Here is a 16,097-nt window from a genome sequence, read left to right on the forward strand (position 1 = left end):
CGGAATCTCTCGTTTTTCGTTTTTGTTGCTGCGCGGACGACGGCCGACCCGGCATCAGCCGGAAAACAGCGAGCCGCGCCCGCGATCGGTCGAAACCGGCGTCGTCTGCAATGGATCGCGAATCGTCCCGCTCGCACCACTCGGTTTGTCCCAACTCCCGCATCTTTCCAGGATCTGTCCGGTCGTCACGTTCTCGATCAGCCCGCCTTTGATGCTGATATACGAGCCGCCCGCGCCGATCCACACTTCCTTCGCGGCCGTCAGAATCAGCCGTCCGTTTGCGCTTTCGACCTTCACGTCCTCCAGGCCCACCAACGCGACCGGACCGCTTTGCGCCTGGATGTCCACCGGCCCCTTCGCCGCAACAATCTTGATGCCGAGGTTCTGCGCAAACAGGCTGATCTTGTCGAGCACGCTTGCCAGCAGCGACTTGCCGGCCGCCAGATTGACGTCCTTTCCGGCCACCACGTTCGCATGCAGGTTCGCCGCGATATGCACGGATTGCTGCGTCGACGCAGCGATGCCCTCGGGGCTCGACAGCAGCATCACCGGCTTCGAAAAGCCATTTGCGTTGCCCGTGCCGCCGCCCGCCGTGCGCCCGCCGCGGGTCGAACCCGCGACCGTACGCTGCGTCGCGTCGGTGAATGTCTTCAGTGCGTTCTGGCCTTCTTGCAGGCTCTCGGCCCGGTTCGTTTCGCTGGCCTTCGACACGGTTTCGAACACGGCTTCAGCACCGGCAAGCGGCCCGGTCGCGGCCGTTACGTTCAGCGGTTGCGCGGTGGCCGGCTGCGTCGACACATAGAGCCCCTGCTCGGCGCGCACGGCGCCGTATGCGCCGGACTTCAGGTCGAACCCGTTGCCGAGGAACGCGCCGCGCGTGTTGTCGGACTGCTCGATCAGGTAGCCTAAATGCAGGTGAGAGCTGTAGCTCGACGAGTAAAGGTGAACCCGGTTCTGGCCGCTCGCATCGTCCATCACCAGCTGATTGAACCCATCCCCACCGTATTCCCGAGACCGCAAGCCGGACAGCAGGCCATGCGAATGCCACACCGGCATCGTCGCGCCCCCGTGCAGCCTGGAGATGATGACGGGCCGGTCACAGTCGCCGTTCACGAAACCCAGGAGCACCTGGTCGCCCTTGCGCAGCGGGAAGTAGCCGCCGCGCCTCGCGCCGGCGTCCGGCATCGCCGCGCGAATCCACGGCGTCGAGCTCGTATTGCGGTCCTTCCGGCTGTTCGTTGTCCTGACCCGCACGCGGTTGCCGTCGTCCGTGTGGATTTCTTCGTCGCTGTCCGTCACGACGATCGCCGTCTGCAAGTGCATCTCGGGCTTCTGGTGCTCGAACGGGCTGCGAAACGGCTCGCGGCGGCGCTGCGCTTCGATCTCGACCTGAAAAAAACCGACGCCGCCATCCAGGTGCGGAACCGCCGTGCCGGCCCCAGCCGCCTGCGCCTGCTCGATCTCGCCGCGCAGGCTGCGCGGAAAGTGCGTGAGCGCGTCCATGCCCGGCAGGTTGTTCTGAATCAGCCAGTCGCTCGCGATGATCGACAACTCGCGATCCTCGTCCGGCAGCGTGTCGAAGACCGGATGCTCCGTCACCTTGAACCAGTAGCCGGGCAACGCGTAGCGTGGACTGCCGACCGCGAAGTAGCGCTTCGCCCGCGAGGCCCATTCTTCGGTGCGGATGCGGGCCTGCTCGTATCCGGCATCCATGACCGGCCACGTCTGCGAGCCGGTATAGAGGTAATCCTCGCCCTGTCCGGGCAACGCCTCCAGATTCGCCGCGGACATGCTGACCTGCTTGTCGAGATCCGGACGCTTGTAGTCGGCCGTGCCGAGCGTCAGCGTCGCGCTTTGTACGTCCTGCTGCTCGCTCAATTGCGTCAACCCGTCGAACGCCTCGTCCCTGCCCGCATGGCTGAACTTCATTTCCGGCTTCGGCAGCGACGGCCCGAAATACAGATCGTCCATCATGACGACCTGATGCGACCTGCCGTCCTTCGCGAAATCGAAGCGCGCAAACACGCCGACTTCCTCCAGGCTCCGGTGCACGAAATTCCAGTCGGATTCCCACTGCACGCGATGCGAATACGAACGGATCGCCGTGCGCAGTTCGTACCCGTAGTGGCCATTCGCCTGCGGATGCTTGTCGAACACGTCGGTCAGAATCTGCCAGCCGCTGGCTTCCTGCCAGTCGCGCCGGTCGCTGCTCAGCTTCAGGAAGCCGAGCCAGGAGGAGAAGTGAAGCTGGAAGTACGAGAGCGATCCGTCGCTTCCGAGGCGGCGAACGCGCTGCACGTAGCCATGAATCGGCAGATAGCCGCCGTCCGTCTGGCGAATCCAGAGCGTGACGGGTTGCAGCATCAGTGCGTTGAGCTTGATCTTGTCGCCGACGACCGACGATGCATCGACGGTCACCTCGAAATTGCGCCCGAGCCGCGCGTTGATCTTGACGTAAAGCGGCACGAGCCAGTCCGCACCGAGCGGCGTGTCGAGTTTGACGACACGCTCGAACTGCGCGTAGCCTCCGCGCAGCACCTTCTTCAGCACCTCGACAGCCATACGCTTACCCCGTTTCGTGGAGCGCGCGTCCGACCGTCACTAGACATCCAAAGGTCGAGGCCGCGCGCGTTACACCACCGAAAAACGAGGGCTCGACTCAATGAGCAGCCCTGAATATCGAGGCCGGGCGGTCGAGGAGACAACGCCGCGAACCCGGCTCGATAGGGCAAAAATCATATCAAAGCCGGTACGGCGCCAAAGTAACGCAGCAATGATCCTTGATCATCCGCAAGTTTTTGACCGCTTGCTTCATCCGTGACGAACCGGGCCTTCAGATATCGAGCGGATCGACCTCGACGCTCCACCGCAGTACGCCCTTCAGCGCGCGCAGCAACGGCTGCCATGCGCGCAGCGCATGCTGCAGCGCCGCGCGCGACGCGCTCTCGAGCAGCAATTGCGCACGGTGGACGTTCGCGACCTTGACGATCGTCATCGGCACTGCGTCGTAGACGGTCACGCGGTCCGCGCCCGGCAGCCCCGGCAGCGCGGCCGCCGCCTGCGTCAGAAACGCGAGCGCGGCATCCAGCGTGCGCCCCTCGGCACGCAGCAGCGCCTGATAGACGAACGGCGGCAGATGCGCGTCGCGCCGTTCCGCGAGCGTCGCGTTCGCGAACCCGACGTAATCGTGCCGCGCGAGCGCGTGATACAGCGCGTGGCGCGGATAGCGCGTCTGCACGAGCACGTCGCCCGGCAGCCCCGCGCGGCCCGCACGGCCGCTGACCTGCATCAGCTGCGCGAACAACCGCTCGCTCGCGCGGAAATCGTGCGAGAACAGCGCGGTGTCCGCATTCAGCACGCCGACCAGCGACACCCGCTGGAAATCGTGCCCCTTCGCGATCATCTGCGTGCCGACGAGGATATCGATCTCGCCCGCGTGCACGTCGGAAAACAGCGCCTGTGCGCTGCCCTTGCGGCGCGTGCTGTCCGCGTCGATCCGCAGGATCCGCGCGCCCGGCACGGCTTCCGCGAGCGTCTCCTCGACGCGCTGCGTGCCGCGGCCGAGCGGCGCGACGTCGACGTTCCCGCATTCCGGGCACGATCGCGGAATCCGCGCCTCCCAGCCGCAGTGATGGCAGCGCAGCGCGCGCTCCGGCTTGTGCAGCACGACGTATGCGCTGCAGCGCGGGCAGCCGGCGACCCAGCCGCACGCGTCGCACGCGAGCGCGGGCGCGTAGCCGCGCCGGTTCAGGAACACGAGGCTCTGCTCGCCGCGCTCGAGCCGCGCCTTCAGCGCGGCGACGAGCGGCCCGGACAGCCCGCCCATCGATGCGCGCCCGCGCCGCCGCTCCTCTTCGAGATCGACGAGCCGCACGGTCGGCAGCACCGCGTCGGCCACCGCGCGGCGCGACAGCGTGAGCCGCGTATAGCGGCCCTGCTCGGCCTGCCACCAGCTTTCGAGCGACGGCGTCGCGGAGCCGAGCACCACGGGAATCCCGAGCTGCTTCGCGCGCCAGACGGCGAGATCGCGCGCCGAATAGCGCAACCCTTCCTGCTGCTTGTACGCGGGCTCGTGCTCCTCGTCGACGACGATCAGCGCGAGCCCCGGCAGCGACGCGAGCACCGCGAGACGCGTGCCGAGCACGATCCGCGCGCGCCCGACGTGCGCGGCGAGCCAGTTGCGCGCGCGCTCGCCCTCGGCGAGCCCGCTGTGAAGCGTGACGATCGCGTCCGGCGCGAGCGTGCCCGCGAAGCGCGCGCGGAACGCGGCCTCGAACTGCGGCGTCAGGTTGATTTCGGGGACGAGCACGAGCGCCTGCGCGTCGGGCCGTGCGCTCAGCAGGGCCGCGAGCGCATGCAGATAGACCTCGGTCTTGCCGCTGCCCGTCACGCCGTGAAGCAGGAACGGCGCGAAGCCCTGCGCGGCGCCGATCGCGGCGAGCGCGTCGGCCTGCTGCTCGGTCAGCGTCGGCGCGACCGCGCGGCCGGTCAGGGCCGCCGCCGCAGAAGTCGAAGCCGAAGCCGAAGCCGAAGCCGGCGAGTTATCCACAGACTGCGGCGCATCGGCCCAGCCGATCTCGTCGACGACGACCCAGCCGCGCGCCGCCCAGTCGTCGAGCGTCGCGACGGCCTTCGGATGCAGCGCGCGCGCGTCGGGCAGCGTCAGCGCGCCGGCGTCGCACAGCGCCTGCGCGAGGCGTCGCAGCGCGGCCGCGCGCGCGGGCAGCGCGTCGGGCAGCGTCGCGCGCCCCGCTTCCGATATGCGATAGCTGATCTCGGGCGCGAGCAGGCGCCCCCAGCGGCCGGCGTCGCGCAGCGCCTGCGGCAGCGCCGGCAGCGCGACCTCGCCGCGGCCGCGCTGATAATAGTCGGCGGCGAACGACACGAGCTCGAGCCAGTCGCGCGACAGCGGCGGCAGGTCCGCACAGATCGCCTCGACCGCGCGCAGCCGTTCGGCGGGCACGTCGGTGTGAGTCGCCACTTCGCAGACGAGCCCCACCGCAAGCCGCCTGCCGAACGGCACCTGGACGAGCGTGCCGGGCGCCGGCGCGGGCTGCGGCGCGTCGTAGCGGTAGTCGAACAGCGTCGCGAGCGGATGATCGAGCGCGACGCGCAGATACGTGCGGTCCATCAGCGCCGCGCCACCGCCGCGCGTGCGCCGCAGCCATCGTTCGCATCGGCAGGCGAGGTGGCCGGCAAGTTAAAGTAAAACTTCAGATTCGGCGCTAAGTTTTGGATTCTCATTAAGAATCTTCGTTTACCCTGACCGGCCTGTGGATAACTTTGTTGAGAACTCACTGCCTGTTGCGCGGAAAGCGCGCCGGGCCGCGCCTTCGACTGCCTTCGCGCATCCGGCCGCGCGGGCCGCGAAGCCTTATTCCACAAGGCCGTTATCCAATTTTCCGCACCATGGCGAGACAATTTGACCGATGTGCCACTCTACCGCGCTGCAACGTGGAAAATGTGCATAAGTCAAGTCTTGACAAGCGCCGGAATATCCACGGGAGCGGGGTTGCGCCCTGTTTAGTTCGGCGCGCGCAACGCGGTCACTTTGCACCGCAGCATGGCGCCACTTGCTTTCAGCGCGCGGCTCCGCTACGAATCGCGCGGCTGTGGTTGTGCACCTCGTCGACGAGTTCCGCGACATGCTCCGGCGGCGTGAACTGCGAAATCCCGTGCCCGAGATTGAACACGTGGCCCGGGTGATTGCCGTAGCTGTCGAGCACCGCGCGCGCGTGCTCGCGGATCGTGGTCGGCGGCGCAAAGAGGATCGTCGGATCGAGGTTGCCCTGCAGCGCGACGCGGCCCGCGACGCGCTCGCGCGCCGCGCCGAGGTTCACGGTCCAGTCGAGCCCGACCGCGTCGACGCCGGTGCCCGCGATCTCGTCGAGCCACAGTCCGCCGCCCTTCGTGAACGTGATCACCGGCACGCGCACGCCGTCGTGCTCGCGCTTCAGCTGCGCGACGACACGCCGCACGTAGTCGAGCGAGAAGCGCTGATACGCGCCGTCGGCGAGCGCGCCGCCCCAGGTATCGAAGATCATCACCGCCTGCGCGCCGGCGTCGATCTGCGCGTTCAGATACGCGGCGACCGCCTGCGCGTTCACGTCGAGGATCCGGTGCATCAGGTCGGGCCGCGCGTACGCCATCGATTTCACGGTGCGGAAGTCGTCCGAGCCGCCGCCTTCGACCATGTAGCACGCGAGCGTCCACGGGCTGCCCGAGAAGCCGATCAGCGGCACGCGCTGCCGGCCCTGGCCGTCGGTCAGCGCACGGCGGATCTCGCGCACCGCGTCGGTCACGTAGCCGAGCGTCGCGCCGATGTCCGGCACCGCGAGCTTCGCGACGTCGGCCTCGGTGCGCACCGGATGCGCGAACTTCGGCCCCTCGCCGGCCGCGAAATCGAGGCCGAGGCCCATCGCGTCGGGAATCGTCAGGATGTCGGAGAACAGGATCGCGGCGTCCAGCGGGAAGCGCTCGAGCGGCTGCAGCGTCACCTCGGTCGCGTAGTCCGGGTTCTTCGCGAGCCCGAGGAAGCTGCCCGCGCGCGCGCGCGTCGCGTTGTATTCGGGCAGGTAACGGCCCGCCTGGCGCATCAGCCAGATCGGCGTGTAGTCGGTCGGCTCGCGCAGCAGCGCGCGCAGGAAAGTGTCGTTGAGCAGGGTATGGGCCACGGTCTCGAAGTCGGCGATGCGAGGGCAAAGGAGCATTCTACCGGAGCGCACGTGCGGGGCTGCGCGCGCGGCACGATGGCGGCCATATGACGCGCGCAATGGGTCAGCTATGATCGGTCCCGCCTATCGAGCGACACAAGCGAACGAACAAGCGAACAACACAAACAGAGGAGATCCGATGAAACAGGCACTGGGAACGATCGCCGCATGCGCGGCGCTGCTCGCGTATGGCGCCGCGCACGCGGCGACGGACGGCACCGCGGCCGCCGGCGGCTCGCGGCTCGACGACGTGCTCGCGCGCGGCACGCTGCGCGTGTGCACGACCGGCGATTACCGGCCGTATTCGTACTACCGCGCCGACGGCACATTCGAGGGCATCGACATCGACATGGCCGAATCGCTCGCGCACTCGCTCGGCGTGAAGGCCGAATACGTGAAGACGAGCTGGCCGAACCTGACCGCCGATTTCGTCGCGAAGTGCGACATCGCGGTCGGCGGCGTATCGACGACGCTCGAGCGGCAGAAGCATGCGTTCTTCACCGCGCCGTACATGACCGACGGCAAGACGCCGATCGTGCGCTGCGCGGACGCCGGCAAGTATCAGACGATCGCGCAGATCGACCAGCCGGGCACGCGCGTGATCGTGAACCCGGGCGGCACGAACGCGCTTTTTGCGAAGCAGCATTTCACGCGCGCGAACGTGACCGTCTATCCGGATAACGTAACGATCTTCCCGCAGATTCTCGACGGCCGTGCCGACGTGATGGTGACCGACGCGTCGGAGACGCTGCTGCAGCAAAAGCTGAACCCCGGGTTGTGCTCCGTGCATCCGGACCAGCCGTTCCAGTTCGGCGAGAAAGCGTACATGGTGCCGCGCGGCGACGTGGTGTTCCAGCAGTACGTCGATCAGTGGCTACACCTGACGCGCGCGACCGGCGAGTTCCAGGCGATCTCGGACAAGTGGCTGAAGTGATACGCAAATGACGCAAGCAGGCGCGGCGCCGGGCCGCGCGACCACGCGATCGGGTTTCAAAATCTTTCCGATGAATGCGCCGTCCTGCATCGAATCGTCGGTGCAGCGCAATTTTCGTCGCGTCAAACGGGCGTTCGTCGAGCCAAACGCGCGTGAAAAACGCATCGCGCGCATCCGTTGGAAGCCCCGCGCGAAAAGTTGGTAAAAATGACCTTTTCCGCGCGTCAAAAAACAGCAAAAAATCCCGCAAAGCCTTATCCGGCGGGCGTTACAACCTGAAACACTTTGTTACCGCCACTCCCAGTCAATTCGCCCACAATGGCTTTCAACGATTGCAACAAGGATGCGGTCTCGTGTGTGAAGTGTGAGCGGACGCGAAGCACGACGAACCGTCGGTCATGTACCGAAGCCCTGCCCAGGGGCATCCTTGTTGGAGTCGTTCTCGGCACACGCCGATGCATTCCATCATTGGTCTCCTCGCGCTAACCCCGTAGCGTGTGGTTTTTAGCGGGCTCAAGAGCCCGCTTTTTTTCGTCCATCGAAAGTGCACTGGCCCCCCCGGCCGCCGCCGTTTGCGCAGTTTACGCGGTTTTCTGCACGTCGAGCTTCAGTTCGTCGATCATCTTCTGCCGCATCACGAACTTCTGCATCTTCCCGGTCACCGTCATCGGCAACTCGTCGACAAAGCGGACGTAGCGCGGAATCTTGTAATGCGCGATCTGCCCGTGGCAGAACGCGCGCACGTCCTCCTCGCTCATCTGCTCGCCCGCGCGCAGCACGATCCACGCGCACACTTCTTCGCCGTATTTCGGGTCCGGCACGCCGAACACCTGCGCGTTCTGAATCTTCGGATGGCGAAACAGAAACTCCTCGATCTCGCGCGGATACACGTTCTCGCCGCCGCGGATCAGCATGTCCTTCAGCCGCCCCACGATGTTGCAGTAACCGTCCTCGTCGAGCGTCGCGAGGTCGCCCGTGTGCATCCAGCCGTCGATCAGCACGTCGCGCGTCTTCGCTTCGTCGTCCCAATAACCAAGCATCACCGAATAGCCCTTCGTGCACAGCTCGCCCGTCGCGCCCACCGGCACGACGTCTCCGATCGGATCGACGATCTTCACCTCCAGGTGCGGCTGAATCCGGCCGACCGTCGTCGTGCGCTTCTCGAGCGGATCGTCGGTCGAGCTCTGGAACGACACCGGGCTCGTCTCCGTCATCCCGTACGCGATCGTCACCTCGGACAAATGCATCCGCGTAACGACGCGCTTCATCGTCTCGATCGGGCACGGCGAGCCCGCCATGATCCCGGTGCGCAGCGTCGACAGATCGTACTTCGCGAAGTCCGGGTGATCGAGCTCCGCGATGAACATCGTCGGCACGCCGTGCAGCGCGGTGCAGCGCTCGGCCGCGACCGCCTCGAGCGTCGCGGCCGGCTCGAACGCCTCGCCCGGAAACACCATCGCGGCGCCGGTCGACACGCAGGCGAGCACCGCGAGCACCATCCCGAAGCAGTGATACAGCGGCACCGGGATGCACAGCGAATCCGCTTCGGAGAAGCGCATCGCGCTCGCGATGAAGCGCGCGTTGTTGACGACGTTGCGATGCGTGAGCGTCGCGCCCTTCGGGTTGCCGGTCGTGCCGCTGGTGAACTGGATGTTGATCGGCTCGCTCGACGCGAGCGCCGCGCCGAGCGCGTCGAGCGCGGATACATCGAGCGACGCGCGGCCGCGGTCCATCAGGTCCGCGAAGCGGAGCATCCCCGCCGGCGCGGGTGCCGACACCGCGCCCATCGACACGACCGTGCGCAGCGCCGGCACGCGCGCCGCGTGCAGTTCGCCGGGCGCGGCGCTCGCGAGCTCGGGCGCGATCGTCCGCAGCATCTCGACGTACGCGGACGTCTTGAAACGCTCCGCCGCGATCAGCGTCCGGCAGCCGACCTTGTTCAGCGCGTACTCGAGCTCGGCGAGCCGGTACGCGGGATTGATGTTGACGAGAATCGCGCCGACGCGCGCGGTCGCGAACTGCGTGAGCAGCCATTCGCTGCGGTTCGGCGACCAGATGCCGACGCGCTCGCCCTTCGTGACGCCGAGCGCGAGCAGCCCCGCCGCGAGCACATCGACTTCGTGTGCGAATTCGCGCCAGGTCCAGCGCACGCGCTGCTCGCGGAACACGGCCGCGGGCCGGTCGGGAAAGCGCCGTGCGGTGTCGAGCAGGAACGCGCCGATCGTCGCGTCGGACAGCGGCACGTCGGTCGCGCCGCGCACGGATGAAAGGCCGTTCTCGGGCGCGATCAGCGCGCCCACGCGTGATGCTGCAGCCATGTCTGTCTCCCGAATTGTCTGGTCGTCGGTGCGACGATGGTGCGGATTATTCTCCGCCGCGCTGACGACACTCTGACATCGATTCCCGGGCACTGGCTGAAATAGTACGTGCGGGCGAAAAAAAAGCAGCCCGAGGGCTGCTTTCTTCCGACTGAAGCGTGTGCTTCAGTGCTTCGCGCGAATCTTCGCGAGACGCTGAATCGCCTCGAGTTGCGCCATTGCGGTCGCGAGTTCCGACTGCGCCTTCGCGAGGTCGAGATCCGACTTCGCGTTCTGCAGCGTTTCCTCGGCGCGCTTCTTCGCTTCCTCGGCCTTCGCCGAGTCGAGATCCTTGCCGCGGATCGCGGTGTCGGCGAGCACCGTCACCGCGCCCGGCTGCACTTCGAGAATGCCGCCGGCGACGAACACGAACTCGTCGTTGCCGTTTTCAGCCTCGATGCGCACCGCACCCGGACGAATCCGCGTGATGAGCGGCGTGTGACCCGGCAGAATGCCCAGTTCACCCGATTCGCCCGGCAGCGCGACGAATTTCGCGTCGCCGGAGAAGATCTGCTCTTCCGCGCTGACGACGTCTACTTTGATGGTAGCCATGAAAGCTCCTTACTGGATCTTCTTGGCCTTCTCGAAGGCTTCGTCGATCGTGCCGACCATGTAGAACGCCTGCTCCGGCAGATGATCGCACTCGCCTTCGACGATCATCTTGAAGCCGCGGATCGTTTCCTTCAGCGGTACGTACTTGCCCGGCGAACCCGTGAACACTTCCGCGACGTGGAACGGCTGCGACAGGAAACGCTGGATCTTACGCGCACGCGCGACCGACAGCTTGTCTTCCGGCGACAGTTCGTCCATGCCCAGAATCGCGATGATGTCGCGCAGTTCCTTGTAGCGCTGCAGCGTCTGCTGCACGCCGCGCGTGATCGAGTAATGCTCTTCGCCGATCACGTTCGGGTCGATCTGGCGCGACGTCGAGTCGAGCGGATCCACCGCGGGGTAGATACCGAGCGACGCGATGTCACGCGACAGCACGACGGTTGCGTCCAGGTGGCCGAAGGTCGTGGCCGGCGACGGGTCGGTCAAGTCATCCGCAGGGACGTACACGGCCTGCACGGACGTGATCGAGCCCTTCTTCGTCGACGTGATGCGCTCCTGCAGCTTGCCCATTTCTTCAGCCAGCGTCGGCTGATAGCCCACCGCCGACGGCATACGGCCGAGCAGTGCGGACACTTCGGTACCGGCCAGCGTGAAACGGTAGATGTTGTCGACGAAGAACAGCACGTCGAGGCCTTCGTCACGGAAGTGCTCGGCCATCGTCAGGCCGGTCAGCGCGACGCGCAGACGGTTGCCCGGCGGCTCGTTCATCTGGCCGTACACCAGCGCGACCTTGTCGAGAACGTTGGAGTCCTTCATTTCGTGGTAGAAGTCGTTCCCTTCACGGGTACGCTCGCCCACGCCCGCGAACACGGAGTAACCGCCGTGCTCCTTCGCGATGTTGTTGATGAGCTCCATCATGTTGACGGTCTTGCCCACGCCCGCACCGCCGAACAGACCGACCTTGCCGCCCTTCGCGAACGGGCAGATCAGGTCGATGACCTTGATGCCCGTTTCGAGCAGCTCGGTCGACGGCGACAGCTCGTCGAACGCCGGCGCCTTCTGGTGGATCGAACGCTTGCTCGCGCTGTCGATCGGACCGGCTTCGTCGATCGGACGGCCCAGCACGTCCATGATACGGCCGAGGGTCGGCTTGCCGACCGGCACCGAAATCGGCAGGCCCGTGTTCTTCACCACGAGGCCACGGCGCAGGCCGTCGGAGGCACCCAGACAGATGGTGCGGACCACGCCGTCGCCCAGCTGCTGCTGGACTTCGAGCGTCAGTTCCGAGCCATCCAGAATGAGCGCGTCGTAGATCTTCGGCATGTTCGCGCGCGGGAATTCCACGTCGATAACGGCGCCGATGCACTGTACGATCTTGCCTTCTACCAAAGCAGCAGTACTCATCGCTTTTCCTTTAAATACCTGATTCTTTACTCGCGCAAAGGCGCAGTTTCCCGAGCGGTCGGCGCGCGCTTACACAGCGGCTGCGCCGCCGACGATCTCCGACAGTTCCTTCGTGATCGCGGCCTGACGGCTCTTGTTGTACACCAGCTGAAGCTCGTTGATGACCGTCTTCGCGTTGTCCGACGCGGCCTTCATCGCGACCATCCGCGCCGATTGCTCCGACGCCATGTTTTCCGCGACGGCCTGGTACACCAGCGCCTCGACGTAACGCACGAGCAGCTCGTCGACCACCGCCTGCGCGTCCGGCTCGTAGATGTAGTCCCACGACGACGTCGGCGTGCCTTCGCTCGCGACGAGATCTTCGGACGACAGCGGCAGCAGCTGCTCGATCACCGCTTCCTGCTTCATCGTGTTGATGAAGCGCGTGTATGCGAGATAGACCGCCGACAGCTTGCCTTCCGAGTACAGATCGAGCTGCGTCTTCACCGCGCCGATCAGCTTGTCGAGGTGCGGCGTGTCGCCGAGATGCACGACCTGCGACAGCACCTTCGCGCCGAAGCGGTTCAGGAACCCGAGGCCCTTGCCGCCAATCGCGGTCGCCTCGATCTTCTGGCCCTTGTCGCTCAGCTCCTTGAACTTCTGCACCGACGCACGCAGCACGTTCGTGTTCATCCCGCCGCACAGACCCTTGTCGGTCGTGACGAGGATGATGCCGGCCGTCTGCGCGCCGTCGTTCGCCACCATGAACGGGTGGCGGTACTCCGGGTTCGCGCGGCTCATGTGCGCGGCGATGGCACGGACCTTGTCCGCGTACGGGCGGGCAGCGCGCATGCGCTCCTGCGCGCGGCGCATCTTCGATGCGGCCACCATCTCCATCGCTTTCGTGATCTTGCGCGTGTTCTGCACGCTCTTGATCTTGCCGCGAATTTCCTTCATTCCAGCCATTGCTTGCTCCTTTGCGCTCCGAGTTAGCGCTTTAGCGCTGACTCGGGGCCCATGCATCGCTGCCCGAAGCGGCGCGGGGCGCATCACGCGGCCCCGCGCCGCTTCACGGTGTCACTCGCGGATCAATAGGCACCCGACTTCTTGAAGGATTCGATCGCGGCGCGCAGCGCGGCTTCGTCGTCCTTCGACAAGTCCTTGGTGTCTTCGATACGCTTGACGAGGTCAGCGTGGCTCGCTTTCAGGTTTTCGCGCAGGCCCTTCTCGAACGACAGCACGTCCTTCACCTCGAGGTCGTCGAGGTAGCCGTTGTTCGCCGCGTACAGCGACACGGCCAGTTCCCACACCTGCAGCGGCTGGTACTGCGGCTGCTTCAGCAGTTCCGTCACGCGGCGGCCGCGCTCGAGCTGCTTGCGGGTCGCTTCGTCGAGGTCCGACGCGAACTGCGCGAACGCGGCCAGTTCACGATACTGCGCGAGGTCGGTACGGATACCGCCCGACAGCTTCTTCACGACCTTCGTCTGCGCGGCGCCGCCGACTCGCGACACGGACACGCCGGCGTTGATTGCCGGACGGATACCCGCGTTGAACAGGTCGGTTTCCAGGAAGATCTGGCCGTCGGTAATCGAGATCACGTTCGTCGGAACGAACGCGGTCACGTCGCCTGCCTGCGTTTCGATCACGGGCAGTGCCGTCAGCGAGCCGCTCTTGCCCTTCACTTCGCCGTTCGTGAACTTCTCGACGTACTCTTCCGACACGCGAGCCGCGCGCTCGAGCAGACGCGAGTGCAGATAGAACACGTCGCCCGGGTACGCTTCACGACCCGGCGGGCGGCGCAGCAGCAGCGAGATCTGACGGTATGCCCAGGCCTGCTTGGTCAAATCGTCATAGATGATCAGCGCATCTTGACCGCGATCGCGGAAGTATTCGCCCATCGTGCAGCCGGCGTACGGCGCGAGGTATTGCATCGCGGCCGAATCCGAAGCCGACGCGGACACGACGATCGTGTACTCGAGCGCGCCGGTTTCTTCGAGCTTGCGCACCACGTTCATGATCGACGAAGCCTTCTGGCCGATCGCGACGTAGATACAAATGAGGTCCTTGCCCTTCTGGTTGATGATCGCGTCGATCGCCACCGCGGTCTTGCCGCACTGACGGTCGCCGATGATCAGCTCGCGCTGGCCGCGGCCGATCGGCACCATCGCGTCGATCGACTTCAGGCCCGTCTGCACCGGCTGCGACACCGACTTACGCCAGATCACGCCCGGGGCGATCTTTTCGATCGCGTCGGTCAGCTTCGCGTTGATCGGGCCCTTGCCGTCGATCGGGTTGCCGAGCGCATCGACCACGCGGCCGATGAGTTCCGGACCGACCGGGACTTCGAGAATGCGGCCCGTCGTCTTGACGATGTCGCCTTCGGAGATGTGCTCGTATTCGCCGAGAATCACGGCGCCGACCGAGTCGCGCTCGAGGTTCAGCGCGAGGCCGAACGTGTTGCCCGGGAACTCGAGCATTTCGCCCTGCATCACGTCCGACAGGCCGTGAATGCGCACGATACCGTCGGTCACGGAGATCACGGTGCCCTGGTTGCGAACGTCCGCGCTCGCTTCAAGGCCCTGGATCCGGCTCTTGATCAGCTCGCTGATCTCAGAGGGATTGAGTTGCATATTCGCTCCTGATATTCAATTCTGTTGCGTGCCGGAGGGCGCTCAGGCGGTCAGTGCGGCTTGCATCGAAGCAAGGCGGGCGCGAACCGAGGTGTCGAGCACTTCGTCGCCGACCGTCACGCGCACGCCGCCGATCAGCGACGAATCGACCGCGACCGTCGGCTTCAGCTTGCGCTTGAACTTGCGCTCGAGACTGGCGACGAGCCCTTCGAGATCGGTACCGTTCAGCGGAAACGCACTGACGATCGCTGCGTCGGCAGCGCCTTCGCGCGCATTTTTCAGCGCTTCGAACTGCACGGCGATTTCCGGCAACAGCGAGATACGATGATTGTCGACCAGCATCTGCACGAAGTTTCGCGCCTCGGCGAAGGCCGGGAGCGGCGACTTCACGGCGGCAAGCAGCAACTCGGCCACTTGCTCGCGGCTCACCTTCGGGCTCGACGCGACGGACAGCATGTCGGGCAGACGCGCAACCTGAGCCAGCTCTTGCACGAGCGTGTACCAGGCGCCGACGTCACCGGCCTCGGCCACGCGGAACAGCGCTTCTGCGTAAGGGCGGGCGATGGTTGCAAGTTCGGCCATGATCAGAGCTCGGCTTTCAGTTGATTCAGCAGTGCGGCGTGAGCCGTTTGATCGACTTCGCGCAGCAGGATCTGTTCGGCGCCCTTCACGGCGAGCGTTGCGACTTCGCCGCGCAGTGTTTCGCGCGCCTTGATGACCTGCTGGTCCGCGTCGGCCTTCGCCTGCGCGATGATGCGCGCGGCCTCGGCGTGCGCGTTCGCCTTGATTTCGTCGGCGACTGCCAGTGCGCGCTTCTCGGCCTCGGCGATACGCTGCTGGCCATCGTTGCGCGCCTGCGCGAGTTCCTGATCCACGCGCTTGTGCGCGGCTTCGAGTTCCGCCTTGCCCTTTTCCGCTGCGACCAGACCGTCAGCGATCTTCTTCGAGCGTTCGTCGAGGGCGTTGATCAACGGCGGCCACACGAACTTCATCGTGAACCACGCGAGGACCAGGAACACGACCATTTGCGCAAACAGGGTTGCGTTGAGATTCACGGTGTTTCCTTAATCTGCTATTCCGGAAAAATGAAACGACGAGGAGCGCATCGAAAACCCGTTCCGAATTGCGCTCACTTTCCGTTCCGCCCTGCGCCGGCAAGCCCGGCGCATCGTATTTCCGAGGGTTAGCTCGCGAGCTTCGACAGGAGCGGGTTCGCGAACGCGAACAGCATTGCCACACCCACGCCGATCAGGAATGCCGCGTCGATCAGGCCAGCCAGCAGGAACATCTTCGTTTGCAGCGGGTTGATCAGCTCCGGCTGACGCGCGCATGCTTCGATGTACTTGCCGCCCATCAGGCCGATACCGATACAGGCGCCGATCGCACCCAGGCCGATGATGATGCCGATACCGATAGCGGTCAGACCCTGGATGTTGGCGATGAAAGCTTGCATGATCACTCCTTATTTAAAAGACTTGGAACTGGAAATTGAAAAACCGAAAAACCTAAAACCTCGAAAATCTGCCTG

13 protein-coding genes are annotated in these 16,097 nt (G+C 65.4%); 2 read left to right on the forward strand and 11 right to left on the reverse strand.

What is annotated here, in order from left to right:
• Positions 1-54 precede the first annotated feature (54 nt).
• The 3 genes from HZI36_RS14535 to hemE all read right to left on the reverse strand — a co-directional run bounded on the left by HZI36_RS14535 (position 55) and on the right by hemE (position 6,674).
• Positions 55-2,562 carry a type VI secretion system Vgr family protein gene (locus HZI36_RS14535; RefSeq protein WP_179403348.1) on the reverse strand — a complete coding sequence of 836 codons (2,508 nt, stop codon included), beginning with the start codon at positions 2,560-2,562 and terminating at the stop codon, positions 55-57.
• A gap of 271 nt (positions 2,563-2,833) precedes the next feature.
• Positions 2,834-5,131 (reverse strand): primosomal protein N', encoded by a 2,298-nt coding sequence (locus HZI36_RS14540; RefSeq protein WP_179403349.1) that lies wholly within the window; start codon positions 5,129-5,131, stop codon positions 2,834-2,836.
• Positions 5,132-5,579: 448 nt separating this feature from the next.
• The gene (gene hemE / locus HZI36_RS14545) at positions 5,580-6,674 is read right to left on the reverse strand and encodes a uroporphyrinogen decarboxylase (RefSeq protein WP_179403350.1); all 1,095 of its coding nucleotides are present in this window, start codon (positions 6,672-6,674) and stop codon (positions 5,580-5,582) included.
• 178 nt (positions 6,675-6,852) lie between these two features.
• Here hemE and HZI36_RS14550 point away from each other — a divergent pair, with 178 nt between their 5' ends.
• Together HZI36_RS14550 and HZI36_RS14555 are read left to right on the forward strand one after the other, a co-directional pair.
• On the forward strand, positions 6,853-7,647 hold the full coding sequence (locus tag HZI36_RS14550) for a transporter substrate-binding domain-containing protein (RefSeq protein WP_179403351.1): 795 nt from the start codon (positions 6,853-6,855) through the stop codon (positions 7,645-7,647).
• A 7-nt stretch (positions 7,648-7,654) separates the two neighbouring features.
• Positions 7,655-7,852, forward strand: coding sequence for a hypothetical protein (locus HZI36_RS14555; protein ID WP_179403352.1), 198 nt, complete (start codon positions 7,655-7,657; stop codon positions 7,850-7,852).
• 376 nt (positions 7,853-8,228) lie between these two features.
• Here the strand turns inward: HZI36_RS14555 and HZI36_RS14560 are convergent, their stop codons facing one another.
• The 8 genes from HZI36_RS14560 to atpE form a co-directional block, all read right to left on the reverse strand.
• Positions 8,229-9,965 carry an AMP-binding protein gene (locus HZI36_RS14560; RefSeq protein WP_179403353.1) on the reverse strand — a complete coding sequence of 579 codons (1,737 nt, stop codon included), beginning with the start codon at positions 9,963-9,965 and terminating at the stop codon, positions 8,229-8,231.
• A 165-nt stretch (positions 9,966-10,130) separates the two neighbouring features.
• Positions 10,131-10,556, reverse strand: coding sequence for a F0F1 ATP synthase subunit epsilon (locus HZI36_RS14565; RefSeq protein ID WP_179403354.1), 426 nt, complete (start codon positions 10,554-10,556; stop codon positions 10,131-10,133).
• A 9-nt stretch (positions 10,557-10,565) separates the two neighbouring features.
• Positions 10,566-11,960, reverse strand: coding sequence for a F0F1 ATP synthase subunit beta (gene atpD, locus HZI36_RS14570; protein WP_179403355.1), 1,395 nt, complete (start codon positions 11,958-11,960; stop codon positions 10,566-10,568).
• 69 nt (positions 11,961-12,029) lie between these two features.
• Positions 12,030-12,905, reverse strand: coding sequence for a F0F1 ATP synthase subunit gamma (gene atpG, locus HZI36_RS14575; RefSeq protein ID WP_179403356.1), 876 nt, complete (start codon positions 12,903-12,905; stop codon positions 12,030-12,032).
• Between the two features lie 122 nt (positions 12,906-13,027).
• Positions 13,028-14,569, reverse strand: a complete 1,542-nt coding sequence (gene atpA / locus HZI36_RS14580) for a F0F1 ATP synthase subunit alpha (protein WP_179403357.1) — start codon at positions 14,567-14,569, stop codon at positions 13,028-13,030.
• 42 nt (positions 14,570-14,611) lie between these two features.
• The gene (locus HZI36_RS14585; RefSeq protein WP_179403358.1) at positions 14,612-15,151 is read right to left on the reverse strand and encodes a F0F1 ATP synthase subunit delta; all 540 of its coding nucleotides are present in this window, start codon (positions 15,149-15,151) and stop codon (positions 14,612-14,614) included.
• A gap of 2 nt (positions 15,152-15,153) precedes the next feature.
• Positions 15,154-15,624 carry a F0F1 ATP synthase subunit B gene (locus tag HZI36_RS14590; protein WP_179403359.1) on the reverse strand — a complete coding sequence of 157 codons (471 nt, stop codon included), beginning with the start codon at positions 15,622-15,624 and terminating at the stop codon, positions 15,154-15,156.
• A 128-nt stretch (positions 15,625-15,752) separates the two neighbouring features.
• On the reverse strand, positions 15,753-16,022 hold the full coding sequence (gene atpE, locus HZI36_RS14595) for a F0F1 ATP synthase subunit C (RefSeq protein ID WP_009914024.1): 270 nt from the start codon (positions 16,020-16,022) through the stop codon (positions 15,753-15,755).
• Positions 16,023-16,097: the final 75 nt, after the last annotated feature.

This window comes from Burkholderia guangdongensis (genome assembly GCF_013403875.1).
In the GTDB taxonomy this organism is placed as follows: domain Bacteria; phylum Pseudomonadota; class Gammaproteobacteria; order Burkholderiales; family Burkholderiaceae; genus Burkholderia; species Burkholderia guangdongensis.